Here is a 23,099-nt window from a genome sequence, read left to right on the forward strand (position 1 = left end):
ACTATGCGGTTCAAACGCCCCGTCCAGCGCTATGGCGATAGGCCGGAACCCGAAACCCCCTACCAGAAAGCGGCGCAAATCTGGGACGAGCGTATTGGCACCAGTCAGGCTCAGGCCGCCAACTGGCGGCTGATGGCGCTCGGCGCGTCCGTCGTGTCCCTCTGTCTGGCGGGTGGCATGATCTGGCTTGCTTCGCAGAGCCGCGTCACGCCGTATGTCGTTGAGGTCGATAGTCAGGGTGGTGTGCGGGCGGTGGCACCCGCCGTTGAGACCTACCAGCCTACCGACGCCCAGGTCGCGTGGTTTCTGGCGCGCTTCATTACCAATGTCCGATCTTTGTCGATCGATCCTGTTCTGGTGCGTCAGAACTGGCTTGAGGCCTATGCCTTTGCCACGGACCGTGCGGCACAGGCTCTCAACGCACAGGCACAGGCCAATGATCCGTTCGCGGGGATCGGTGAGCGCAGCGTGACGGTGTCGATCCTAAGCGTCGTGCGGGCGTCGCCAAAAAGCTTTCAGATCAAATGGAAGGAACAGGTCTATTCGCGAGGATTGCCAGATAAAACAACCTACTGGACCGGAATCCTCAACGTTCAGAAGAGCCTGCCCAGGCGCGAGGACGTCCTACGCAAGAACCCGCTCGGCCTCTATGTCACCGACCTCTCCTGGTCTCAGGACTACAGCAGCCCCGAGGTGAAGCCGTCCGTTACAGCCGTGACCACCTCACCTTCAGAAGGAGTACAGCCGTGAAAACCGTCGTCCTGACTTGTCTTGTCGGGTCTTGTCTTGCGCTGACGCTGCCCGCGGTGTCCGACGCGAAGCCCGTGCGAAAGACCTCACCTACCGCGCGCGCCATTCATGCCGCAAACGCAGCCGCGACCCAAGGCCCAGAGCCGGGCAGCTATCTCAATGCCGTTCAGGTCTATACCTTCATTGAGGGCACGCTTTACCGGCTGTTCACGGCGCCTGACAAGGTCAGCGATATCGTCCTGCAAACCGGCGAAAGCCTGATTTCAGTCTCAGCCGGGGACACGGGCCGCTGGGTGATCGGTGATACGACCAGTGGCAGCGGGGAGGGCAGGCAAACCCACATTCTCGTCAAGCCATACACAGCAGGACTTAGAACGAACCTGATCATCACCACGGATCGGCGGACCTATCACCTGCAACTGGAGAGCACACGGATGACGGCCATGGCGGCCGTCACCTGGCGGTACCCGCAGGATCAACTCCTGACGAAAAAGGCGGAGGCGCCCGTTGAGGTGCCATCTCCGCCCACACCCGTCATCGTGGGTTTATCGCTGGAGAGTCTGCGCTTCAGCTACACCATCACAGGTGCCAGGCCGGCCTGGCGTCCCGTGCGGGCGTTCGATGACGGCCAGAAGGTCTATATTGAGTTCCCTGCCGATCTGGCCTTGGGGCAGGCCCCGCCGCTTTTTAGTGTTGGTGCGGATGGCAAGCCCGAACTCCTGAACTACCGTGTTCAGGGCCGGTTCTACGTCACCGATGTTCTGTTCAGCGCGGCGGAACTGCGTCTGGGCGCCAGGCGGCAATCGGTCGTCCGCATCACCCGGACGGGTGAGGGGGCGGCAAAAACGCCGGGAGTGCATCATGACTGACCTTGCCCCCAATCCCAAGGTCGATCCCGAAACCCTGGTCCTTCGCGCCCAGCCACGCCGCATCATTCGCTTCAAGCGCCACGTGTTGGTGGCCTCGGCAGCTGTGGTTTGCGCCTCCCTATTCGGAGTGACATGGCTGGCGCTCGGCGCGTCGGCACCGAAGGTTGTCGCGCAGCCGGAAACCTTCAATCCGGACAAGCTCGCCGACACGCAACAGGCCCAGCCCGACAAACTGAGCCAGTTGCCGCAAGCCTATGATCAGATACCAGAGGGTGTGCCTCAGCTAGGGCCGCCTTTGCCGGGCTATCGGGGCGAGTCGACTCTGCAAGTTGCGCCAGTGCCGGCACAGGCGGGGCGAGATGGCGGCGTTGGGAGCGGTAGCGTCTCAGCCCCCGCGACCGTCAGTGGGGTGTTCTTCACGGTAGCGCCCCGCCTCTCAACGGTTGCAGATAAGGCCCCGATGCCTGACATACGGCCTTTGGATGCCATGAGGTTGCCAATTTCGTTCGGTCCGGCCGAAGGTGTGCCTCTCGCAAAGCCGGATTTCGTCGACCGGAAAGGCTATGGCGGTATCTACAACAGCCACGAGATGCAGACACCGGTCTCGCCCTATCAGGTCATGGCAGGCACCGTTCTCTCCGCCAGCCTTGTCACCGGCCTGAAATCTGACCTTCCCGGGGTTGTCATTGCCCAGGTGTCGCAGCCTGTCTTTGATACCGTTTCGGCCCAACACCTGTTGATCCCGGCGGGCACGCGACTTCTGGGGCAATATGACGATCAGGTCGCTTTCGGGCAGTCCCGCGCACTGGTTGTGTGGAAACGTCTGATCCTGCCGGATGGCTCTTCCCTCGAAATCGACAATCTGCCAGCGACAGATTCAGAGGGTGATGCGGGGCTTGCCGACAAGGTGGATTACCACACCTGGAGCTTGCTCAAGGGTGTGGGACTATCGACCTTGCTGGGTTTGACTTCGCATAGCGGCCAGGGGGATGATGACAGCGATCTTGTGCGCGCCTTTCGGGAGGCTACCCGCGATACCGCCAATCAAGCCGGGCAGCGGATCGTCGAGAAGTCCCTGAATATCCGCCCCTCTATCACCGTGCGTCCCGGATGGCCGGTGCGGGTCATCGTTCATAAGGACCTAATTCTGAAACCGTATGGGGGAGGGGCTAGTCATGGTTGAATTGAAACTTGCGAAGCTACCGGATCGGACGCCGGTCAAGCTGACGATCATGCTGGGCGCGGAACTGCATCAGTGCCTCAGAGACTATGCCGAGCTCTATGCGGCCGCTTATGGGGCCACCGAACAGGTCGTCGATCTCATTCCGTACATGCTGGAGGCGTTCCTCCAGAGTGACAAGGGCTTTCAGCGAGGAGGTAAGAAGTGATGCGCACTAACTCTAATGAACTTACGGATGGCAACGGGACCGTTGTTTTGCCGGAAAAGCTGGCTTACAGCATACATGAGGCGATATTGGCCACAGGTCTCGGTCGAACGTTCCTCTATGACCGCATGATGTCGGGAGAGCTTAAATCACGCAAATTGGGTGGACGGCGAGTCATTCTGAAAAACGACCTGATGGAGTACCTCAACTCAAGCCCGCCGGGGCAGGGCTTAAGCTGGTAAGGGCTGAGTTCACGCGATTCAAATTGACGGCCTCCGAAACGATTCGGAGGCTGTTTTTTTTTGCCTGAAAGGGTCGCACGAAGAGTGAAACTTCGGCATCTGATCGTCCGTCTGTCAACGGAACCGTGTCAGAGCGTTCGGGAACGCCTTTAGGCTTGTTTTTAGGCTGGGGACTTGGCGGGACTTGAAAAAGTCCATTTATTTCAGCATGTTAGACGGAAAGAAATGGCGGACAGAGAGGGATTCGAACCCTCGATAGAGTTGCCCCTATACACGCGTTCCAGGCGTGCGCCTTCAACCACTCGGCCACCTGTCCATCACTGGCAAGACCGGGCAATGCCACAGGTCTTGGGAAGGCGGCGGTTATAACCGTCCACCGATAAATCGCAAGCCCCTAACTGGGCTCTGGCGCTATCTTTTTTACACCCTATATGTCCGGCATAGGTCTATATTGGGGATAAATCCCCCTGCATACTCAGGAGCCGCGCATGTTCGGTAGCAAAACCCGCCTGATTTCCCGTGAAGACGCCCTGCCGGGCCGTGCTGAGGTCCTGCCGACTGACACGACGCACGCCGTGCTTGGCACGCCGCTCAAAGGGCCTTTTCCGGAGGGCACCGAAACCGTGGTGTTCGCTATGGGCTGCTTCTGGGGCGTCGAGCGCCTGTTCTGGCAGCAGGCGGGCGTCTACACGACGGCGGCCGGCTATATCGGTGGCTATACGCCCAACCCGACCTATCGCGAGGTATGCACCGGTCAGACGGGCCACACCGAAGGCGTTCTGGTCGTTTATGACCCGACCAAGCTCAGCTTCGAGGCGCTTTTAAAGCTGTTCTGGGAGCGTCACGACCCGACGCAGGGGATGCGTCAGGGCAATGATGTCGGCACGCAATACCGTTCGGCCATCTTCACCACCACTGAGGCGCAGTACGAGGCGGCTTTGAAGTCACGCGATGCGTTTGAGGCGGCGCTATCGGCCAAGAGGCTTGGTCCAATCACCAGCGAGATTTTCGGGCCTGACAGCGATCAACCCTTCTATTACGCCGAAGACTACCATCAGGGCTATCTGGAAAAGAACCCGGAAGGCTATTGCGGCCTTAAGGGCACGGGCGTTACCTGCGCTATTTAAGAGACCCTCGACGGGTGCAGGCTCCGCCACCTTGGCCGCCGCCGCAATGGCGGCTTGAGCGGAATGATTCCCTCAGAAATCATTCCTCGCTACTGTGTGGGTTTGATGTCGCGCAAGATCGCCGGGATCTGTTCGCTCAGATCCTCGGCGATAAGGCCCGGCCCGAAGCGGCGCGCCGCCTCTGAATGCAGCCACACCCCGGCGCAGGCGGCCTCAAAGGCCTTCATATTCTGAGCCATCAGGCCGCAAATCAGCCCACCCAGAACGTCGCCCGACCCGGCGGTCGCCAGCCACGGCGGCGCAAGGCGATTGACCACCAGCCTGCCGTCAGGGTGGGCAATGACGGTTTCAGCGCCTTTCAGCAAGACCACGGCCCCGGAGGCGGCCGCTGCATCGGCGGCGGCGCGCGCCCGCTCCTCGGCGCGGCCGAAGACGCGCGCAAATTCGCCTTCGTGCGGGGTCAGGACGCAGGGGCCATTGACCGCGGTAAACAGGGTCTTTGGGTCGTCTTTGAACACGGTCAGGGCATCGGCATCGAGCACGCACGGCTTTTGCGCTTTGACCGCCGCCAGAACGCAATCGCGTGTGCGCTCGTTCAGGCCTGCGGCGGGCCCCAGCAGCACGGCGGTAACCCGCGGGTCACCGATCAATCCGGCAAATTCGGCCACATCGCGCACGGGCTTGGTCATGACCGCTTCAAACGCCGTCGCGTAGACGATCAGGGCCGACGGGTCGCAGGCCACGGATACCAGCCCGGCACCGGCGCGCAAGGCCGCCCGCGCTGCCAGCCGCGCCGCCCCCGTCGAATGAACAGGGCCACCCAGGACGACGGCGTGACCGCGATCGTACTTGTTGCCTGCCACATTAGGCGAGGGGAAGTGGGCGAACCAGTGTTCCGGACGGTTATCGGCAGGGGTGGGCAGGGTGCTCATGACAGGCTCAGCGCGCTATATTCACAGACCGCACCCCTATACCATGCGCGCATGCTTTTCGGGAGGTGGATCAAAGGCCTGCGGCATCAGGAAACCGTACCGCCCCGAAGTTGTGTCGAGCACGCACAGATGCGCATTTTCGATCATCATATCCCCAAAACATGTGATACCGCCTCCTAAAATGTGGGGGTAGGGTCGGCCAAGTTGCTGTTTAGTGTCGATGTTTGGCTCCGGGAGCTGGGGGTTGCCGGGGGGAAGCGAAACGTCGCAAACGCCGGAACGGATGCATGGCGCATAGCCAGAGTTGTCCCCCTTTGGTGCCGCCGGTTCCTTGTCCCAGGATCGGCCCTTCACGTCCAGACGTCCGTTCCGGCCCTTTTCAAACATTACAGAGAGTTCATCTTCGCCCCGTTGCGGCCTATGCTGTGCGGGGTTAGGGTCGTTGCCTGCGCAACTGTATGCGCCCCGTACCTTTTCCGGAGCTGCCCCCATGCTTGATCGTCGTTCACTTTTGTCCGGGGCCTCGGCCCTTGCTGCTGTAGGTCTCTCGGCCGGTACCGCCCTGGCGCAGACGGCATCGGCGAAGCTGAACGCGACGTTTGACGCCATTTTCAATGAGATGGTCGATCATTCGCCAACGGGTGCCACCTCTCTGGGCCTCGACACGGGGGCGCGCGCCGCCCTGAAAGCCAAGCTCGATCCGGCCACGCCACAGGAACGCGCTCGCTACACAGCCTTTCTGGAAAAGTCGGTCGCCGCGTTGAAGGCCATCCCGCGCGATCAGTTGTCAGGCATGGACCGCATCAACTACGACACCGTGCTATGGGATCTGACCCAAAGCCTGAACGGGTACAAGGCCTTCGCCTTTGGTTCGCCCGGCTCGTCGCCCTATGTCATCACGCAGTTGACGGGTTCCTATATCTCGATCCCGGACTTCCTCGACAGCCAGCATGCGATCGAAACTAAGGCTGACGCCGATGCCTATCTGTCGCGGCTTAAGGCCTATGCGGTACTGCTCGATGAGGAGACCGCCAAGATGCAGGCCGATGTGGCCAAGGGTGTCATCGCGCCGGACTTCGCCCTGCAAAAGGCCATCACCCAGCTCAAGACGCAGCGCGACACCAAGGCGGCCGACAGTGTGCTGGTGCAATCAATTATCCAGCGCACTAAGGAAAAGAACATCGCCGGTGACTGGGGTGCGCAGGCGACCCGCATTTATGAAATCGCCGTCGTCCCTGCGCTCAGCCGTCAGATCGCCGCCGTCGAAGCCGTCCTGCCCAAGGCGACGCACGATGCGGGTGTGTGGCATATTCCGCAAGGCGAAGCCTATTACATCTATGGTGCGCGCGGCGGCACCTCGACCGACCTGACGCCGGACGCCATCCACCAGATCGGCCTCGATAAGGTCAAGGAACTCAATGCCGAGCTGGAAAAGGTGATGACGAATCTCGGCATGACCACGGGCACGACGGGCGAGCGGCTGAAGGTCATGGCCAAGGACCCGAAGTTTGTCTATCCCAATACCGATGCGGGCAAGGACAAGCTGCTGGCCGACCTCAATAAGCAGGTCGAGGTGGTGCAGGCCAAGCTGCCGGCCTATTTCGGCGTCCTGCCGAAGACCAAGGTGACGATCAAGCGCATCCCGCCGGCGACTGAGCTGGGCGCACCAGGCGGTTATTACCAACCGGCATCGCTCGATGGGTCGCGTCCGGGGGCCTATTACATTAATCTGCGCGACACGGCCGAAGTGCCGAGCTGGACCTTGCCGACCCTGACCTATCACGAGGCCATTCCGGGTCACCACATGCAGATTTCCATTCAGCAGGAGAACAAGAACCTGCCAATGCTGCGGCAAATTTCGGGCTTCAATGCCTACATCGAGGGCTGGGCCCTCTATTCCGAAGAGGTCGCGGCCAAGGATATGGGCATGTATGCCGACGACCCCTATGGCTACATCGGTTATCTGCACGACGCCCTGTTCCGCGCCTGCCGTCTGGTTGTCGATACGGGGATGCACCACAAGCGCTGGAGCCGGGAACAGGCCATGGCCTTCATGGACGCCAATCTAGGTGATCCGAACGAGACCGAGATCGAACGCTACTGCGTGTGGCCGGGTCAGGCGCTGGGTTACATGATCGGCAAGATCAAATGGCTGGAACTGCGGACTATGTATCAGGCAAAATTGGAGGCGAAGTTCGACATTAAGGCCTTCCACGACATTGGCCTGACGGCGGGTGCGGTGCCGCTGGCGGTCTTGGAAACCGTCTATGCCGAGTGGGCCGCGAAGCTGTAAGGATACTATGATTAATAGCCTCCCTCCGTTTTGATAGGGGGGAGGTTTGTTTTAGGAGACCCCATGCTCAATCGACGCGCTTTGCTTGTGACCGGTGCGGCGGCGGCGACCTTTGCCGCCACGGGTGCCCATGCCGCCAGCGACCCGGCGACGGCCAAAACCTTGAATACCCTGTTTGACGCCATCTTTAACGAGAATGTCGATCAGTCGCCGACTCTGGCCACCTCACTGGGCCTCGACAAGGACGCGCGTGCAGGGCTCAAGTCTAAACTCAACGATGCCTCCGAAGCCGAAGCGCTCAAAGGCATCGCGCGCGCCGAAAAGAACCTCGCGGCGCTGAAAGCCATTGCGCGCGACAAGCTGAGCGGCATGGACCGCATCAATTACGATACGGTCCTGTGGGGCTATGAGAGCCGCAAGTCGGGCTATGACCGCTTCAAATTCGGCAACTGGGGCGGGGCCAATCCCTACATCCTGTCGCAATTGAACGGGGCCTATCAGTCCACGCCGGACTTCCTTGCCAATCAGCACACGATCGAAAACAAGGCCGATGCTGAGGCCTATCTGGCACGTCTGGAGGCCTTCGCCGTCCTGATCGGGCAGGAGACGGAGCGTTTCAAAGGCGATGTGGCCAAGGGCGTCGTGCCGCCGGATTTCGTCATCGATAAGGCCCTGACGCAGTTGCAGGCGCTGGCGGCCATCAACGGCGCCGACAGTTCGATGACCAGGGCGCTGATCAGCAAGACCGCCGACAAGGGTTTTACCGGGGATTGGGCCGCTGAGGCCGCCAGACGCATCGACGGGCCGGTCGCTAAGGCGCTCAACGCCCAGATTGACGCGCTTAAGGCCGTGCGGCCAAAGGCGACGCACGACGCTGGTGTGTGGAAGCTGAAGGACGGTGACGCCTATTACGCCTTCGCGGCAGGATCGTCGTCGGGCACGACCACGAAATTGACGCCCGACGAGATCCATAAAATCGGCCTTGATATGGTCAGGGAACTGTCGGCCGAGGCCGATGCGAAGTTTAAGGCGCTGGGCCTAACGCAGGGCACGGTGGGCGAGCGCATGGCCGCCATCGCCAAAGACCCCAAATACGTCTATGACAATACCGACGCGGCCAAGGACAGGCTGCTGGCCGATCTGAACGTGCAGATTCGTGCCATCGAGGCCAAATTGCCCGACTGGTTCGGCGTCCTACCCAAGACGCCGGTGGTGGTGCGCCGCGTACCCAAGGAAATCGAATCCGGTGCACCGGGCGGCTATTATCAGCGCCCGACGCTCGATGGCTCGCGGCCGGGCGCTTACTATATCAATCTGCGTGATACCGCCGAATGGCCGTCGTGGTCGCTGCCGACCCTGACCTATCATGAGGCGATTCCGGGCCACCATCTGCAAATCGCCATCCAGATGGAGACGCAAGGCCTGCCGCGCCTGCGCAAGGTGGGCGGTTTCTCGGCCTTTTCGGAGGGCTGGGCGCTCTATTCGGAGCTTCTGGCCACTGAAATGGGCATGTATGAGACCGATCCGCTGGGTTATATCGGCTATCTGCAATCTGCCCTGTTCCGCGCCATCCGTCTGGTGGTGGATACGGGGATGCACGCCAAGCGCTGGTCACGCGAAGAGGCCATCCGCTATTTCGTGGCCACCAATGGCGATCAGGAATCGTCGGCCACGACCGAAATCGAACGCTACTGCGTATGGCCGGGTCAGGCGCTGAGCTATATGACCGGCAAGATCCAGTGGGTGCGTATGCGCGACCGCATGAAGGCGCAACTGGGGCCGAAGTTCGATATCAAGGCCTTCCACGACCGCGGCCTGACGGCGGGTCCGGTGCCGCTCGCGGTACTCGAAACTGTCTATACGGAGTGGGCGCGCGGTCTTTGATCGCCGCCCGGTGGACGCCCGTCTTTGATTGTGTTACCCGATTAAAAAAACCAAATATAACTAATCGGGAGGACACTATGATACGCAACACCTTCGCAGGTAGCCTTGGCGCGGCCATTCTGGCGCTCATGGCCTTCGGGCCGCAGGCGGCTCAGGCCGAGATGTCACCTCAGGCTCAGGTCGCCGCCATGAAGCGCGGCGTCAATGTGCTGGGCTATGATCCCCTTTGGAAGGACCCCGCCAAGGCGCGTTTTCAACCGCGTCTGATGTCGGTGATCCGTGAGGGTGGCTTCAACACGGTTCGTATCAACCTCCATGCATTTCAGCACATGGACAAGGATAACCGCCTGTCGCCCTTCTATTTTTCCACCCTCGATACCATGGTAGACGCGGCGAATAAGGCCGGTTTGCACGTCATTCTGGACCTGCACAACTTCAATGAGTGCGCTGAGGATGTGAAGGCCTGCCGGCCGAAGATCATGGCCTTCTGGACGCAGATGGCGGAGCATTACAAGGATGCGCCCGACACCGTCATGTTCGAGATTTTGAACGAGCCGCACGGCCCGGTAAATGCCGTGTGGAACGACATGATCGCCGAAAATCTGAAAATCATCCGCAAGACCAATCCGCGGCGCAATGTTATTGTCGGCCCGACCTCGTGGAACAATCTCAATGATCTGGAAGGCTTGCGCCTGCCGGCCGAAGATTTGCATCTGATCGTCACCTTCCACTATTACGAGCCCTTTGTCTTTACCCATCAGGGAGCGGCGTGGACGCCGGACTTCAAGGATGTGAAGGGCGTCGCGTGGACCAAAGCCGAGGGGCAGGCCCGCCTTGACGCCGATTTCGACAAGGTGAAGGCGTGGAGCGCCCGCACCGGACGCCCGATCCTGCTGGGCGAATTCGGGGCCTATGACAAGGGGCCGCTCGACAGCCGCGTGGCCTATACGGACGCCGTGGCGCGGGCGGCTGAGGCGCGCAACTGGGCGTGGGCTTACTGGCAGTTCGATTCTGACTTTATCGTCTATGACATACCGGCGGATCGCTGGGTCAAGCCGATTCACGGCGCGCTGATCCCCGAACAGGCGGCGAAGGTCGAGGCGGCGCAAACGCCTCCGGTCGATCCCAATGACGTCATGGCTCACGTCATCAATACGCCCAAACTGTCGTCGTGGAACGCCTATGGTGCCCCACAGGCTGCGGCCCCAGTGCAGACGGCCGAAGGCGCGCCCATTCGTTCGGCCCTGCGCATCCCTTTGTCGGCGGCGCAGCCCAATGCCTGGGATGTCGGCAGCGTGGCCCCGATCACGCAATCGGTAAAAAAGGGCGACAAACTTCAGGCATGGGTGTGGGCCCGTGCGGCTACGCCTGATACGGCGACGCGCGTGCCGCTGAACATCCTCATCTCGCTCAACAAGGCCCCATGGACAGCACTGGTCAACACACCGGTTCAGATTTCATCCGAATGGGACATGTATGTGGTGCAGGCCGTGGCCGACAAGGACTATGAGGCGGGTACAATTATGCTGAGCCTGCAATTGGGCAAGTCGGCCTATCCCATCGAACTGGGCGCCCCGGTGGTACTACGCAACTACGCACCGACCGCGCAGTAGGCAGCGTACGACCCTTATCCCGTATATTCGGCCAGAAGGCGTTCAAGTCGCGCGCCTTCTGGTCTCAGAAACCACAGGTAGCGGATCGCTTGCACAAGGGTCGAAGCCCCCAGTACGCCCCCGAAGAGCAAAGCCCCCTGCACGGCCTGAGTGGCGGTCATCTTATCTGTGCCGATCAACTGCCACAGAGTCACGCCTGTGACGAGGGGGAATAGCCCCATTAGCCAGAACATCACGACGGCGCTGTGCCGGGCCGCGCGGTTTTCGTCCAGCCTGAGCTGTAGGCTCTGCGCAATAGACGCCGCCGCGTCCGCAAAGCGTCGCCTATGCCGGTCGTGCGCGCGCATCATCAGGATCAGCGCCACCCACGGCGCGACCAGCATCAGCAGGCTCCCCCATTCGCGCGTGACGTCAAGACTGTCATGCCGAAAGGCGTCATACCCAAAGACAAGCGTGATCGTGCCCAGCGCGGCCCCGACACACAGTAAAAAAGCGGTTTGTCCCTTACGGCGACGTTCGATCCCGTTCATCAGGCTTTCCAGTAAAAAGGCCCGCGCCGTGCGGTCTATGTCGTGGTCATGGGCCCGCCACAGGCGCTCCAGGGTTTCAATCTTCATCGGATAACTCCTGAACAAGCGTGGCCAGCCGCGCCCGTGCCCGGTTCAGACGCACACCGATATGGCTTTCACTGAGGCCGTGCAGGGCGGCCATATCGGCATAGGGCGTCTGTTCCAGCCACAACAGCATCAGCGACCGATCTAGCGGCGGAAGGGCGCGCAAGGCATCAAACACCTGATCCAGCCGGGCATCGGACGGTTCAGGGGTGAGCTGTTGCAGGCCCTCGCGCTGCGTTTCAAACACCCGCAACAGACGCAGGCCCTCGCGCCGTTTCCACGTCAGGGCGCGGTTATGCGCCACGCGGTAGATAAAGGTCGCCGGGAGCGACTCTCCGCGAAAGGCCGGCCACGCTTTCCACACGGCGATCAGCAGTTCCTGAAGCAGATCCGCCTGATCCGCCGACGTCGCAAACGCGCGGCTAAGCCGCCGCAGCGCCGGTAGTTGCGGGCTGATCCACTCACTAAAGGTCTGATCGCGCGGCATGGGGTCGTCTTATCGCGCGGCTGCGGCTTCGCGCGCCAGCCGGAGCGCCTCGCGATTGTTCTGCTCAAAGGCCCCGCTGTTCAAGCCGCAACCCACACCGGCGACGAGCAAAACCAGCAGGGCCGCAAGGACCGGCAGACGGTAACGGGCGGGTAAAAACAATCCAAGCACCTGAATCTCCTGTGTTTGTGTTTACGAGAGGTTAGACGCCCGTGACCGCATAAAACTTACACGCCCACAAAATAAATCGGTACAGCCGATAACGGGAAGGTCACTTGCCAGCGCTAAGTCTGTGGGTCTAAATACGCGCCGACTTCGCAAGGTGAGCCTATGAAACCCTTTAATGCCGATGCGCTCGAAGATCTGGTCCATGCGCGGGCGCGTCTGGCCATACTCGCCTATCTGTCCACGGCGGGGCAGGCGGACTTCACCGATCTGCGCGATCAGGTGGGCATCACCGATGGCAATCTGTCGCTGCACCTCAAAAAGCTGAACGAAGCGGGCTATGTGGCGATTCGCAAAAAGATTGTCTCCAACCGCTCCAATACGCGCATCGGCCTGACCGATGAGGGGCGCGAGGCCTTTTATAATTATCTCGATCAGCTCAAGCGCATGCTGGATGCCGTTCCGGAAAAGCCTGAACTTTAGTCCCTTACTCGATGGTTCAATTTTTATTGAGAACATATTGCGAACAAGGAACAAATGGGGTACAGCTTTCTCAACACATTTTCGCGGACGGGGGATGGACCTTCGCCTTGGGAATCGTGGCATAGGGAAGGTCTGGAATCATGTCGCAAGCGGTATTGAAACTCGTGGGAAAAGACGAAGCTGAAAAACAACGCGCGCTGGAATCGGCGCTGGCCCAGATTGACCGTGCCTTCGGTAAGGGCTCGGTGATGAAGCTGGGCAATGCCGGCAAGGTGGTGGAGGTGGAATCCATTTCCACCGGCTCGCTTGGCCTCGACATGGCGCTCGGTATCGGCGGCCTGCCCAAGGGGCGGGTCATCGAAATCTACGGCCCGGAATCGTCGGGTAAGACGACGCTGGCCCTGCATACGGTGGCCGAGATTCAAAAGGCGGGAGGCACGGCGGCCTTTGTCGATGCCGAACACGCGCTCGATCCGGTTTATGCCCACAAGCTGGGCGTCAATCTCGATGATCTTCTGGTGTCGCAGCCCGATAACGGCGAACAGGCGCTGGAAATCACCGATACGCTGGTGCGCTCTGGCGCTGTCGATATCGTCGTGGTCGATTCGGTCGCGGCCCTGACACCCAAGGCGGAAATCGAAGGCGATATGGGCGACAGTCTGCCCGGTCTTCAGGCACGCCTGATGTCGCAGGCCCTGCGCAAGCTGACGGCCTCGATCTCCAAATCAAAGTGTATCGTTATCTTCATCAACCAGATCCGCATGAAGATCGGCGTGATGTACGGCTCGCCCGAAACGACGACCGGCGGTAACGCGCTGAAATTCTATGCTTCGGTGCGTCTCGACATTCGCAGCATCGGTAAGATCAAGGTGCGCGACGAAATCGTTGGTAACAATGTCCGCGTCAAGGTGGTGAAGAACAAAGTCGCTCCGCCGTTCCGTGAAGTCGAATTTGACATCCTCTACGGTGAAGGCATCTCCAAGCTTGGTGAAGTCCTCGATCTGGGTGTCAAAGGCGGCGTGGTTGAAAAGGCCGGCTCGTGGTTCTCGTTCAACTCGATCCGCATTGGTCAGGGGCGCGAGAATGCCCGCGACTTCCTGAAGTCCAATCCGGAGATTGCGGCCGAAATCGAAGCTCTGGTACGCAAGAAGTCCGACGCCATTTCCGAAGAACTGTTAGGTACGCCGGAACCGGACGAAGACGGCGAATAAAATCTAAAACCCGCATTGGGTGCGGGTTTTCAGACCGCATGCATTCCACACGTAAACACCTCGATCTTGTGATCGGGGTGTTTCTTTTTGTCCTGACCCGTCAGAAAAATACCTGCGTTGGCGCAAAGGTCTTTGCGCAAATACCCAAGCCCTCTATATACGGCTGAAATTTGTCCTGTGGTGCGGTGTTAAACCGTCGGAGTCCCATGCCTTCCTTAAATCAGATCCGTCAGACCTTCCTGGATTACTTCGCCAAGAACGACCATGAGATCGTGTCGTCTTCGTCGCTGGTGCCGCACAACGACCCGACCCTGATGTTCACCAATGCAGGCATGGTGCAGTTCAAGAACGTCTTTACGGGGGCCGAAACCCGTCCGTACAAACGCGCTACCACCTCGCAAAAGGTCGTGCGCGCGGGTGGCAAGCACAACGATCTGGACAATGTCGGCTATACGGCGCGTCACCACACTTTCTTTGAAATGCTCGGGAACTTCTCCTTCGGCGACTATTTCAAGGAGCAGGCGATCAGCCATGCCTGGAACCTGATTACCAAGGAATATGGCCTGCCTAAAGACCGCCTCCTGGCCACCGTCTATATCGACGACGATGAAGCCTTCAATCTGTGGAAGAAAATCGCCGGTTTCTCCGACGACCGCATCATCCGCATCGCCGGATCTGATAATTTCTGGTCGATGGGCGACACTGGCCCCTGTGGTCCGTGCACGGAAATCTTCTACGATCACGGCGAGCACATCTGGGGCGGCCCTCCGGGCTCTCCGGAAGAGGACGGCGACCGCTTCGTCGAAATCTGGAACCTCGTCTTCATGCAGTTCGATCAGCAAACGGACGGCACGCGGCTTAACCTGCCCAAGCCTTCGATCGACACCGGCATGGGGCTTGAGCGCGTCGCGGCGGTGCTGCAAGGCGTGCACAACAACTACGATGTGGACCTGTTCAAGGCCCTGATCCGCGCCAGTGTCGAGGAAACGGGCGTTAAGGCGGAGGGTGAAGCCCTCCCGTCGCACCGCGTGATCGCCGATCACCTACGCTCGACCTCCTTCCTGATCGCCGATGGCGTAACGCCGTCGAACGAAGGCCGGGGCTATGTTTTGCGCCGTATCATGCGCCGCGCCATGCGCCACGCCTATCTGCTGGGGGCTAATGAGCCGCTGATGCCGCGTTTGGCGCCGGTTCTGGTGCGTGAAATGGGCGATCATTACGGCGAACTGAAACGCGCCGAGGCGACCATCATCGAAACTCTGCGCCAGGAAGAGGAGCGTTTTCGCCGCACGCTGGGTCGCGGCATGACCCTGCTGGACGAGGCCACCGCTAATCTCAAAGACGGCGACATGTTGGAAGGCGAAGTGGCCTTCAAGCTCTACGACACCTATGGCTTCCCGCTCGATCTGACGCAGGACGCCATCCGCGCGAAGGGCTTAAGCGTCAATGTCGCCGGTTTCGAAGCGGCGATGGGAGAACAGAAGCAGCGCGGCCGCGCCAATTGGAAGGGCTCCGGCGAAACCTCCGTGCAGGCCGAATGGTTCTCGATTCGCGATCAGGCCGGGGCGTCGGAATTTGTCGGCTATGAGCACCTTTCGACCCAATCGCACGCCCGCGTCATTGTCCGCGACGGCGAGTCAGTGAGCGAAGGTCTGGTCGGTGAGCGTTTGCAGGTCGTCTTCGACCGCACGGTCTTCTATCCTGAAGGCGGTGGGCAGGCGGGCGATACCGGCACCCTGCACTGGGCCGGTGGCGAAGGCCGCGTGCTCGATACGCAAAAGCAGGCCGGCGACCTGATCGTGCATGACGTCGAAATCACCGAAGGCGTTCTGGCGGTCGGCGATATGGTGCATCTGCACGTGGATGGCGCCAAGCGTCAGACGACGAAGTCCAATCACTCGGCCGCCCACCTGCTGCATGCGGCGCTGAAAAACGTTCTGGGGCCGCACGTGGCGCAGAAGGGGCAACTGGTCGATGCCGAGCGGATGCGCTTCGACTTCAGCCACGGCGCGCCCGTCTCGCCTGAGGAGATCGAGCGCATCGAGGCCGAGGTTAACGCGGTTATCCTGCAAAATGAGGCGGCCACGACTAAGATGATGGCCCCCGCTGAGGCGATTGAAGCCGGAGCCGTGGCGCTGTTCGGTGAAAAATACGGTGATGAGGTCCGGGTCCTTAGCCTCGGTCACGCGCTCGATGGGGCGGACAAGGGCTACTCGGTCGAGCTGTGCGGCGGCACCCATGTGTCGCGCACGGGTGATATCGCCCTGTTCAAGATCATTTCCGAAAGCGGCATCGCCGCCGGGGTGCGCCGTATCGAAGCCTTTACCGGCGAAGCGGCGCGTCAGTATCTGCTGGAGCAGGCGGGCGTCGCGCGTTCGCTGGCCGATCAGTTCAAGGTGCCGGTGGCGCAGGTGTCGGCCCGCGTCGAAGCGCTGGTCAACGACCGCAAGCGCCTCGAAAAGGAGCTGGCCGACGCCAAGCGCGCGCTGGCCGTAGGTGGCGGCGGGAAAGCGTCGGGTCCGGAAGACATCAACGGCGTCAAGGTTATCGCCCGTGTACTTGATGGCGTAGGTGGCAAGGATCTGCGTCCGCTGGCCGAAGACTTCAAAAAGCAGGTTGGCTCCGGCGTTGTGGCGCTAGTCGGTGTGCTGGACGGTAAGGCGGCGGTGACCGTAGCTGTGACGCCGGACCTGACCGGCCGTTTCAACGCGGCCGAACTGGCCAAGGCGGCCGTGATTGCCATGGGTGGTCAGGGTGCGGGTGGCAAGCCGGACTTCGCGCAAGGTGGCGCGCCGGACGCGACCAAGGCCGAGGGCGGACTGGACGCCATCAAGGCGGCCATCGTCTGATCGCCTCCGCATGAAAACGAAAAGGGCCGTCCGTTCGCGGGCGGCCTTTTTCGTATTTGCCGATTGCTTTTCGGGCGTCCCATATGCTGCAATCCCGTTAAAGGAGAGCCGCATGGATCGCTTGAAGGACAAGGTGGCGCTGGTGACCGGTGGCGCGCAGGGCATCGGTAAGGCCATTGTACGCAGCTTCGCCGCCGAAGGGGCGCGGGTCATCATCGCCGATATCGACCCCCGCGAAGGCAAGACGCTGGCGGCAGAGCTACCCGGTACGGTGTTTCGCCGACTCGATGTCTCCGATGAGGCGCAGTGGATCGCCGTCCTCGATTCGGTGGTGGCCGATTTCGGCCGGCTGGACGTGCTGGTCAATAATGCCGGCATTACGGGGCGCGCTGAGGCCAAAAACGATCCCGAACACACCACGCTCGAAGACTGGCGGCGAGTGATGACGGTCAATACGGACGGCGTGTTTCTGGGCTGCAAGCACGCGATTCGCGTGATGCGCCCGAACCGTACCGGGTCGATCATCAATATGTCATCGCGGTCAGGGCTGGTCGGCATCCCTCATCAGGCGGCGTATGCAGCGTCGAAAGCTGCCGTACGCAATCACACCAAGACCGTGGCGCTTTATTGTGCGGAAGAGGGGCTGAATATCCGCTGCAATTCCGTGCACCCGGCGGCGATTCTGACGCCGATGTGGGAGGCCATGCTGAAGGACGAAGCCGATAAAGAAAAGGTCGCCGCGGGTACGCCGCTGCACCGATTCGGGCGGCCAGATGAGGTCGCCGCCGTTGTGCTGCTTCTGGCCTCGGATGAAGCGACCTTCATCACCGGTTCGGAATTCAACATCGACGGCGGCGTTCTGGCGGGCACGGCGGCCTCGCCTAAGTAGTTTTAACTACTGAAGATTTGCCAGAAGGAATAGAGGCCGATGGCGATAAACAGGCCCGACGCCACGTAGCGGACGATCTTCATCGGCACGACCTTCAGCACCTTATCACCGAACAGCACCGCTGGGACATTGGCCAGCATCATGCCGAAAGTGGTGCCAAGCACGACCCAGGCAAACGCGTCTTCATACTTGGCCCCCAGAAACACCGTGGCCACTTGCGTCTTGTCGCCCATCTCGGCCAGAAAGAAGGCGATCAGTGTCGTCAGGAAGGGGCCGTAATCCCTTTTCGGGGCCTCATCATCGTCCATCTTGTCCGGAATCAAAATCCACAGACCGAGCGCGATAAAGGCGATGGCTACGATCCATGGCATCCAGGTCGTCAGGGCCAGTCCGGAGACAAAATGCCCGACCCCGGCGGCCAGCGCGTGATTCGCCACCGTGGCAATGAAGATGCCCCAGATAATCGGAATGGATTTGTGATAGCGCGCGGCCAGAATCAGGGCCAGCAACTGCGTCTTGTCGCCGATTTCGGAAAAGGCGACGAGGGCGGTCGAATTGAGGAAGGCGTCCACGATAAAATCTTGTCTGTGACCGGCCAGGTTTTGACACACAACGACGTGCTTCACCGCGGCCAGTCACTTATGGCGGCAAGGCAGGTCGTCGGTCTCACCTGTTTCGATTACGCCATGTCCATGCCGGACAAGTGTGTTGACGTAATCCGCCTGAAACAAGGCTCAGGCGCGGTTACTCCCCGAAGGAACGCGGGCTTGATAGACGCGGCTCAGAGATGAGTCAAGAGGAGCGCCAGACCCGACAGGGTAAACAGCGAGAGGACGGTCGATTGGGCGATGGACACCGCCGCGCCTTCGTACCACAGGCCGTACATGCGCGCCTGAATGAAAACGCTGACCGCCGTGGGGCAGGCCGACAGGAAGACGGCGATCTTCCACATTAAGGGCGGTGCGCCGAACAGGTGCATGGCGACGGCCATCACGGCGGGGGCCAGAAGCAGCTTACCCACCACGGCAATGGCGGTCACGGGCGTGACAGAGCGAAGCGCTTTCAATGGCATCAGGCCTAACATGCCGCCCAGCGCCACAAGTGCCACCGGCACGGAGGAGCGACCCAGTATATCGAGCATCTGATCGAACATCGGCGGGATCTTCACGCCCGCCAGCATCAGCCCGACCCCCAACAGCGACCCGAGGACGGTAGGGTTCTGTAGGGTACGTTTGAGCGCCAGCCCCACGCCGTGGCCTGATGCCACTGACAGGCCGGCACAGCCGATAAAAAACAGAATCAGAAAATCAGCGACAAACAGCAAGGGGGCCACCTGCATCACCTGAGATCCCAGAAGCCCTGTCAGGATAGGCAGGCCCAGAAAGGCGCTGTTGGAAATAAAGGCCGCCATGCCGGCACCGGTGGCTTCGCCGCGTGTGGCACCGAAGCGCCGGGCGGCCAGCAGGCAAAGCCCCGACGATACCGCGAAAGCCAGCGCATAGACGCCCAGCCAGCCCACATGCAGGGCGTCGGGTCGCGGCAGATTGGCAAAGGCGTGGATCAGATAGGCGGGAAAGCCCAGCCAGTAGAAATAAGCACTTAAGCCGTCCAGCCCTTCGGATTTCAGCCGCCCTGTACGCGCCAGAAGCGCCCCTAGACCGACAAAGGCAAAAAACAACAGAACGCGGCTTAGGGTTTCAAGCATGGCAGGGCTTTACGCCCTGTCAGGGGGTAAGAAAAGCCTTATTTGTCGGGACCGAAATCGCTGCTGGCTGAGGCCGAGGCGGCGGCCTCGGCTTCCGGATCGGGCAGGCCGATATGCGTCACCTGCCACGTGAAGAGGCCCTTGCGTTTCAATGTGAAGACGGTCGTGCCGATGTCGGGCTGCTTTACCCCCAGACGCGCGCGATCAATGCTCCAGTAAAGGACGGTCGGCAACGGCGGCTTAGGCGCAAATTCGCGCGGCTCGACCACATTGGCGTCTTTGCCAGCCCCGTAGGACAGGGCCAGCAGAGCCTTGGCCGTCAGGTAAGAATTGACGTCGATCACCGGTTGCTTGGGTGCGGGCGCGGTCAGGTCGGTAATGGCGCGGCCGAGAGCCCCCAGTGGGTCCTTCATGACATTGGGCGCGGGGGCGTAGGCGGTCGTCGTGCCCTTGGCATCGGACCACAACTGCGCCTTCAGGCTGGCGCGCACGTCGTCAAAAGCGACCAGTTCTGACAGGCTCTGGATGTCCTCGGACTCCGCCGCTGAACGCAGGTCGTAGAAGGCCCAGACCGGTCCGATGGCGAAACCGAACAGGGCGGCCAGAGCGGCGACTATGATGGCGATGGATAAGGTCTTGAACACGCGGACAGTTCCCCCTGAAGGCGCTGAAAAACAGGGTTAACACGAAAATAACGCCCTGTCGCGCCTCGTCCGACGATTCGCTCCAAACTGTGGCTAAACCGCCTGGTTGGTGATCAGACGGTGCACAAAGGTGAGCTTATTGCGAACGGTGGGGGTCAGGATAAACGGATAGAGCGGTCGCTCGCCCATGGCAGTGTGGATCGAGTTGATGGCCAGACTGAGCGGCACCCAGGCCTCGGCCAGCCGGTCAAAATCCGTGACGCGATAAGGCTTGAAATCGACCTCGGCGGCGACGCCCTCATCGGCTTTGGTCTTGATGGTCATGCCATAATAGTGGGCGGTTTCAAGGGCATCGGTAATGTGCAGGACGTGGGCGAAGGTTTCGGCAAAGTCCTCCCACGGGTGCATGGAGGCATAGGCGCTGATATAGCTGTCGGCCCAGAAAGGGGGCGGTCCTTCGGCATAGTGGCGCTCGATAGAAGCCTGATAATCGGCCTCATCGTCACCAAAAACCACGCGGCAGGCCGCAAGTTTTCCGGCATCGCGCACCAGTCGGTTCCAGATAAAGTGCCCGCATTCATGGCGGAAATGGCCGAGGAGGGTGCGATAGGGCTCGCCCATCTGACTGCGCACGCTTTCACGCACCGCGTCGTCGGCTTCGGCGGCGCGGATGGAGATGACGCCCTCATCGTGTCCGGTCATGGCGCTGTGGAAGGTGCCGTCCGGAGCCTGTGCGTCCTCCAGATAGTCGAAGACGAGCCCGCTGTCCGGGTCTTCGTTACGGTCGGGGGCGGGCAGGTCCCATTTGAGGAAGGCGTAAAACAGCCGGTGTTGGGCGTCGATAATGCGCCGGAACTGATCGAGATCGTTGGGGATCAGACGGTTGTGACGACAGGCGCGGCAATAGGCTGAGCCGTCGCCTTCGGGCACCAGCCAGTTGCACACATCCGTCGCCGCATTGGCGCAGAAGCGATAGGTCTCCCCGCCACTGACCGGTTGCCAGCGATCGTCGCCTTCGGGCGTTAGGGCGTGCAAATCACGGCTATTCGGTGAAAAGCCCAGCCGCGCCCCGCAGCTGACGCAGGCGCGGTTATGGAAAAACAGGGTGTTGCCGCATTGGGCGCAGGTAAACAGCTTCATTCGGGTGGGCTCCTGTGCCACGACCCTAGTGCAGCGGTTGTAAGTGTGAAAGGGTGCGCGGACCGGCCCTTGCAAAGGGCCGGTAAGGCTATTTCCCCTGCCACACCCCCGGATGGGAGTCGATCCAGGCCTGTATCAAGCCGGCGATTTTACGATCATCGGCCAGAGACGGATGATAGTGGCAGCCGCCAAAGTCTAGTCCATCAAAAAACAGCGTATCAACGCGGGTTTCACCGGTGTCTTTCAAGGTCTTGGCCACCTGAGCCACCTGCGCGCGAATCTCGCCACTGGCACCGTCCGAGGCCATCAGTATGAACTGCGCCTGCGGGTTCTTGGCGCGCAGTGCCCTGACGAAGGCGACATAGGTGTCGCGGTAATCGCCCTGCAAAGCCTCGCGCGTCGTCCACTTTTCCCCCGGATTGAGCGCCGTCGAAAAGTCATTGGTGCCCAGCCCGATGACAATAATCTGCGGCTGCCAGCCGGTAGCGTCGTAGGCGGTCTTGCCGTCGAAGAGGCTGTAGGGATAAAGTTTTGGTAGGGGATCGCCGATAAAGCCATTGTAATTACGCACGATTCCGCGACCGGAAAAGGCGTTGACCTGATAGTCGGCCTCATAGTGTTTGGCCGTCAGCGGCCCAAAGGCCTGAGACGTGTCGGTCGTCGCCCACACCTCGTCATTGGTACAGTCGCGCTTTGGCGAGGTGTTGCCGTAACCGACCGTGTAGGAATCTCCGATGAATTCGATCTGACGGGCACGGGCGGTGAGGGCGGCGGGCTTGTCGGCGCTGAAACCGAGGAAACGCCCGGTCTGGCCCTGCGATTCGGTGATCTTTTCGAGGCGATAGACGTCCACGGCCTTTGTGCTTTTGCTGTCGAAGCGCACCGTCGTCTGGCCGGGTTTTTCGATGACCTTCACCACCTCACCGTTGAGTGACAGCTTATAGATATTGGTGCTGTCATCAAAGCTTAGGGTGACGGACTTTGAGGCCGTCGCGGTCTCAAAATAAGCTCCCGGCCATTGATGCGTGTAGGCTGGGGCCGCCGAGCGCCCGCCATTGTGCAGGGGCAGAGTGTCGGCAGCGGCGACGGCGGCGAAGCTCGTCCCCGCCAAAAGCCATTTGGCCAGCCAAAGCGCCTTTGTCATCTTGAGTCTCCCTGTTTTTCGGCATGAAGAATGATAGCGCTGTCACTGTCAAGTGAGCGCAAAAAGAAAGGCCGCCCGCGAACGGACGGCCTTCCGTAAGACAGTAGGGGAACGCCGTTCCCCTTATAAGGACTAGGCAGCGAGCGCCTTTGATAGGTTCTCGGAGATCTTGTCGAGGAAGCCTTCGGTGGTGAGCCAGCCTTGCGTATCGCCGACCAGAAGCGCAAGGTCCTTGGTCATGAAGCCCGCTTCGACGGTGTCGATGCAGACCTTTTCCAGCGTCTCGGCAAAGTGCTTCAGCTCGGCATTGTCGTCCAGCTTGGCGCGGTGCTTGAGGCCTTGCGTCCACGCAAAGATCGACGCCATAGAGTTGGTCGAGGTGGCCTCGCCCTTCTGGTGCTGGCGATAGTGGCGGGTGACGGTGCCGTGCGCGGCCTCGGCTTCCATAATCTTGCCGTCCGGCGTTACCAGTGCCGAGGTCATCAGGCCAAGCGAGCCGTAGCCCTGCGCAACCGTATCCGACTGCACATCGCCGTCATAGTTCTTACAGGCCCAGACGAAACCGCCCGACCACTTCAGCGCCGAAGCGACCATATCGTCGATCAGGCGGTGCTCATAGGTCAAGCCCAGTGTCTTGAACTTCGCCGCGTATTCAGCGTCGAAGATTTCCTGG

At 60.7% G+C, this 23,099-nt stretch carries 23 protein-coding genes, 1 tRNA gene and 1 riboswitch (1 of these 25 running past the window's edge); of the genes, 13 read left to right on the forward strand and 11 right to left on the reverse strand.

The window, feature by feature from the left end; translation table 11 throughout:
* The first annotated feature begins 3 nt into the window (after window positions 1–3).
* From trbF to ASTEX_RS12305, 5 genes are read left to right on the forward strand one after another with little or no spacing between them, the layout of a single operon-like run.
* Window positions 4–750, forward strand: coding sequence for a conjugal transfer protein TrbF (trbF, locus tag ASTEX_RS12285; protein WP_013479962.1), 747 nt, complete (start codon window positions 4–6; stop codon window positions 748–750).
* Window positions 747–1,619, forward strand: a complete 873-nt coding sequence (gene trbG, locus ASTEX_RS12290; RefSeq protein ID WP_013479963.1) for a P-type conjugative transfer protein TrbG — start codon at window positions 747–749, stop codon at window positions 1,617–1,619. Before trbF ends, trbG begins: the two co-directional genes overlap by 4 nt.
* The gene (locus ASTEX_RS12295) at window positions 1,612–2,802 is read left to right on the forward strand and encodes a TraB/TrbI/VirB10 family type IV secretion system protein (protein WP_013479964.1); all 1,191 of its coding nucleotides are present in this window, start codon (window positions 1,612–1,614) and stop codon (window positions 2,800–2,802) included. The genes trbG and ASTEX_RS12295 overlap by 8 nt, the downstream gene beginning before the upstream one ends.
* A complete protein-coding gene (locus ASTEX_RS12300; RefSeq protein WP_013479965.1) occupies window positions 2,795–3,007 on the forward strand; it encodes a DUF2274 domain-containing protein in 213 nt (70 codons plus the stop codon). Before ASTEX_RS12295 ends, ASTEX_RS12300 begins: the two co-directional genes overlap by 8 nt.
* Entirely contained in the window at window positions 3,007–3,246 is a 240-nt protein-coding gene (locus tag ASTEX_RS12305; protein ID WP_013479966.1) for a helix-turn-helix domain-containing protein, read from the forward strand. Before ASTEX_RS12300 ends, ASTEX_RS12305 begins: the two co-directional genes overlap by 1 nt.
* Before the next feature lie 226 nt (window positions 3,247–3,472).
* On the opposite strand, the gene ASTEX_RS12310 is transcribed toward ASTEX_RS12305, so the two are convergent.
* Window positions 3,473–3,562 (reverse strand) — tRNA-Ser (locus tag ASTEX_RS12310).
* 172 nt (window positions 3,563–3,734) lie between these two features.
* Here ASTEX_RS12310 and msrA point away from each other — a divergent pair.
* On the forward strand, window positions 3,735–4,373 hold the full coding sequence (gene msrA, locus ASTEX_RS12315; RefSeq protein WP_013479967.1) for a peptide-methionine (S)-S-oxide reductase MsrA: 639 nt from the start codon (window positions 3,735–3,737) through the stop codon (window positions 4,371–4,373).
* A gap of 89 nt (window positions 4,374–4,462) precedes the next feature.
* Here the strand turns inward: msrA and ASTEX_RS12320 are convergent, their stop codons facing one another.
* On the reverse strand, window positions 4,463–5,305 hold the full coding sequence (locus ASTEX_RS12320; protein ID WP_013479968.1) for an NAD(P)H-hydrate dehydratase: 843 nt from the start codon (window positions 5,303–5,305) through the stop codon (window positions 4,463–4,465).
* Window positions 5,306–5,795: 490 nt separating this feature from the next.
* Here ASTEX_RS12320 and ASTEX_RS12325 point away from each other — a divergent pair, with 490 nt between their 5' ends.
* The 3 genes from ASTEX_RS12325 (at window position 5,796) to ASTEX_RS19690 (ending at window position 11,095) form a co-directional block, all read left to right on the forward strand.
* A complete protein-coding gene (locus ASTEX_RS12325; protein WP_013479970.1) occupies window positions 5,796–7,598 on the forward strand; it encodes a DUF885 domain-containing protein in 1,803 nt (600 codons plus the stop codon).
* A 63-nt stretch (window positions 7,599–7,661) separates the two neighbouring features.
* Window positions 7,662–9,482 (forward strand): DUF885 domain-containing protein, encoded by a 1,821-nt coding sequence (locus tag ASTEX_RS12330; protein ID WP_013479971.1) that lies wholly within the window; start codon window positions 7,662–7,664, stop codon window positions 9,480–9,482.
* Window positions 9,483–9,559: 77 nt separating this feature from the next.
* Window positions 9,560–11,095 (forward strand): glycoside hydrolase family 5 protein, encoded by a 1,536-nt coding sequence (locus ASTEX_RS19690; RefSeq protein WP_013479972.1) that lies wholly within the window; start codon window positions 9,560–9,562, stop codon window positions 11,093–11,095.
* A gap of 14 nt (window positions 11,096–11,109) precedes the next feature.
* On the opposite strand, the gene ASTEX_RS19410 is transcribed toward ASTEX_RS19690, so the two are convergent.
* From ASTEX_RS19410 to ASTEX_RS20535, 3 genes are read right to left on the reverse strand one after another with little or no spacing between them, the layout of a single operon-like run.
* Window positions 11,110–11,712, reverse strand: coding sequence for a hypothetical protein (locus tag ASTEX_RS19410; RefSeq protein ID WP_013479973.1), 603 nt, complete (start codon window positions 11,710–11,712; stop codon window positions 11,110–11,112).
* A complete protein-coding gene (locus ASTEX_RS12345) occupies window positions 11,702–12,196 on the reverse strand; it encodes an RNA polymerase sigma factor (protein WP_013479974.1) in 495 nt (164 codons plus the stop codon). Before ASTEX_RS12345 ends, ASTEX_RS19410 begins: the two co-directional genes overlap by 11 nt.
* Window positions 12,197–12,205: 9 nt before the next feature.
* Window positions 12,206–12,367 (reverse strand): hypothetical protein, encoded by a 162-nt coding sequence (locus tag ASTEX_RS20535; protein ID WP_013479975.1) that lies wholly within the window; start codon window positions 12,365–12,367, stop codon window positions 12,206–12,208.
* A gap of 159 nt (window positions 12,368–12,526) precedes the next feature.
* Here ASTEX_RS20535 and ASTEX_RS12350 point away from each other — a divergent pair, with 159 nt between their 5' ends.
* The 4 genes from ASTEX_RS12350 (at window position 12,527) to ASTEX_RS12365 (ending at window position 17,793) form a co-directional block, all read left to right on the forward strand.
* Window positions 12,527–12,844 carry a winged helix-turn-helix domain-containing protein gene (locus ASTEX_RS12350; RefSeq protein ID WP_013479976.1) on the forward strand — a complete coding sequence of 106 codons (318 nt, stop codon included), beginning with the start codon at window positions 12,527–12,529 and terminating at the stop codon, window positions 12,842–12,844.
* Window positions 12,845–12,981: 137 nt separating this feature from the next.
* Window positions 12,982–14,055, forward strand: coding sequence for a recombinase RecA (gene recA / locus ASTEX_RS12355; protein ID WP_041659352.1), 1,074 nt, complete (start codon window positions 12,982–12,984; stop codon window positions 14,053–14,055).
* A 206-nt stretch (window positions 14,056–14,261) separates the two neighbouring features.
* Window positions 14,262–16,904, forward strand: coding sequence for an alanine--tRNA ligase (gene alaS / locus ASTEX_RS12360; protein ID WP_013479978.1), 2,643 nt, complete (start codon window positions 14,262–14,264; stop codon window positions 16,902–16,904).
* Between the two features lie 112 nt (window positions 16,905–17,016).
* Entirely contained in the window at window positions 17,017–17,793 is a 777-nt protein-coding gene (locus ASTEX_RS12365; protein WP_013479979.1) for a glucose 1-dehydrogenase, read from the forward strand.
* Between the two features lie 2 nt (window positions 17,794–17,795).
* Here ASTEX_RS12365 and ASTEX_RS12370 read toward each other — a convergent pair whose 3' ends face one another.
* From ASTEX_RS12370 to ASTEX_RS12400, 6 genes are all read right to left on the reverse strand, one after another.
* On the reverse strand, window positions 17,796–18,365 hold the full coding sequence (locus ASTEX_RS12370; protein WP_041659353.1) for a TMEM165/GDT1 family protein: 570 nt from the start codon (window positions 18,363–18,365) through the stop codon (window positions 17,796–17,798).
* Between the two features lie 61 nt (window positions 18,366–18,426).
* A riboswitch (yybP-ykoY riboswitch) is annotated at window positions 18,427–18,551 on the reverse strand.
* Between the two features lie 23 nt (window positions 18,552–18,574).
* Window positions 18,575–19,498 (reverse strand): AEC family transporter, encoded by a 924-nt coding sequence (locus ASTEX_RS12380; protein WP_013479981.1) that lies wholly within the window; start codon window positions 19,496–19,498, stop codon window positions 18,575–18,577.
* A 38-nt stretch (window positions 19,499–19,536) separates the two neighbouring features.
* Entirely contained in the window at window positions 19,537–20,142 is a 606-nt protein-coding gene (locus ASTEX_RS12385; RefSeq protein WP_013479982.1) for a DUF2939 domain-containing protein, read from the reverse strand.
* A gap of 93 nt (window positions 20,143–20,235) precedes the next feature.
* Window positions 20,236–21,282: a zinc-binding metallopeptidase family protein gene (locus ASTEX_RS12390; protein ID WP_013479983.1), complete on the reverse strand. Its 1,047-nt coding sequence runs from the start codon at window positions 21,280–21,282 to the stop codon at window positions 20,236–20,238.
* Window positions 21,283–21,370: 88 nt separating this feature from the next.
* Entirely contained in the window at window positions 21,371–22,426 is a 1,056-nt protein-coding gene (locus ASTEX_RS12395) for an SGNH/GDSL hydrolase family protein (protein ID WP_013479984.1), read from the reverse strand.
* 132 nt (window positions 22,427–22,558) lie between these two features.
* Window positions 22,559–23,099 carry the 3' portion of an NADP-dependent isocitrate dehydrogenase gene (locus ASTEX_RS12400; RefSeq protein ID WP_013479985.1) on the reverse strand. It continues 674 nt past the right edge of the window, so only the last 541 of its 1,215 coding nucleotides appear in the window; its start codon lies off the right edge, out of view; the stop codon is at window positions 22,559–22,561.

The sequence above is a fragment of the Asticcacaulis excentricus CB 48 genome (assembly GCF_000175215.2).
GTDB lineage: Bacteria > Pseudomonadota > Alphaproteobacteria > Caulobacterales > Caulobacteraceae > Asticcacaulis > Asticcacaulis excentricus.

Bases quoted from the DNA above. Each gene is read 5' to 3' on its own strand.
- ASTEX_RS12395 (WP_013479984.1), bottom strand. From the start codon at position 22,426: ATGACAAAGGCGCTTTGGCTGGCCAAATGGCTTTTGGCGGGGACGAGC.
- ASTEX_RS19410 (WP_013479973.1), bottom strand. From the start codon at position 11,712: ATGAAGATTGAAACCCTGGAGCGCCTGTGGCGGGCCCATGACCACGAC.
- ASTEX_RS12345 (WP_013479974.1), bottom strand. From the start codon at position 12,196: ATGCCGCGCGATCAGACCTTTAGTGAGTGGATCAGCCCGCAACTACCG.
- ASTEX_RS19690 (WP_013479972.1), top strand. From the start codon at position 9,560: ATGATACGCAACACCTTCGCAGGTAGCCTTGGCGCGGCCATTCTGGCG.
- ASTEX_RS12325 (WP_013479970.1), top strand. From the start codon at position 5,796: ATGCTTGATCGTCGTTCACTTTTGTCCGGGGCCTCGGCCCTTGCTGCT.
- ASTEX_RS12295 (WP_013479964.1), top strand. From the start codon at position 1,612: ATGACTGACCTTGCCCCCAATCCCAAGGTCGATCCCGAAACCCTGGTC.
- ASTEX_RS12300 (WP_013479965.1), top strand. From the start codon at position 2,795: ATGGTTGAATTGAAACTTGCGAAGCTACCGGATCGGACGCCGGTCAAG.
- msrA (WP_013479967.1), top strand. From the start codon at position 3,735: ATGTTCGGTAGCAAAACCCGCCTGATTTCCCGTGAAGACGCCCTGCCG.
- ASTEX_RS12380 (WP_013479981.1), bottom strand. From the start codon at position 19,498: ATGCTTGAAACCCTAAGCCGCGTTCTGTTGTTTTTTGCCTTTGTCGGT.
- trbF (WP_013479962.1), top strand. From the start codon at position 4: ATGCGGTTCAAACGCCCCGTCCAGCGCTATGGCGATAGGCCGGAACCC.
- ASTEX_RS12350 (WP_013479976.1), top strand. From the start codon at position 12,527: ATGAAACCCTTTAATGCCGATGCGCTCGAAGATCTGGTCCATGCGCGG.
- ASTEX_RS12330 (WP_013479971.1), top strand. From the start codon at position 7,662: ATGCTCAATCGACGCGCTTTGCTTGTGACCGGTGCGGCGGCGGCGACC.
- ASTEX_RS12305 (WP_013479966.1), top strand. From the start codon at position 3,007: ATGCGCACTAACTCTAATGAACTTACGGATGGCAACGGGACCGTTGTT.
- ASTEX_RS12390 (WP_013479983.1), bottom strand. From the start codon at position 21,282: ATGAAGCTGTTTACCTGCGCCCAATGCGGCAACACCCTGTTTTTCCAT.
- alaS (WP_013479978.1), top strand. From the start codon at position 14,262: ATGCCTTCCTTAAATCAGATCCGTCAGACCTTCCTGGATTACTTCGCC.
- ASTEX_RS12320 (WP_013479968.1), bottom strand. From the start codon at position 5,305: ATGAGCACCCTGCCCACCCCTGCCGATAACCGTCCGGAACACTGGTTC.
- ASTEX_RS12365 (WP_013479979.1), top strand. From the start codon at position 17,017: ATGGATCGCTTGAAGGACAAGGTGGCGCTGGTGACCGGTGGCGCGCAG.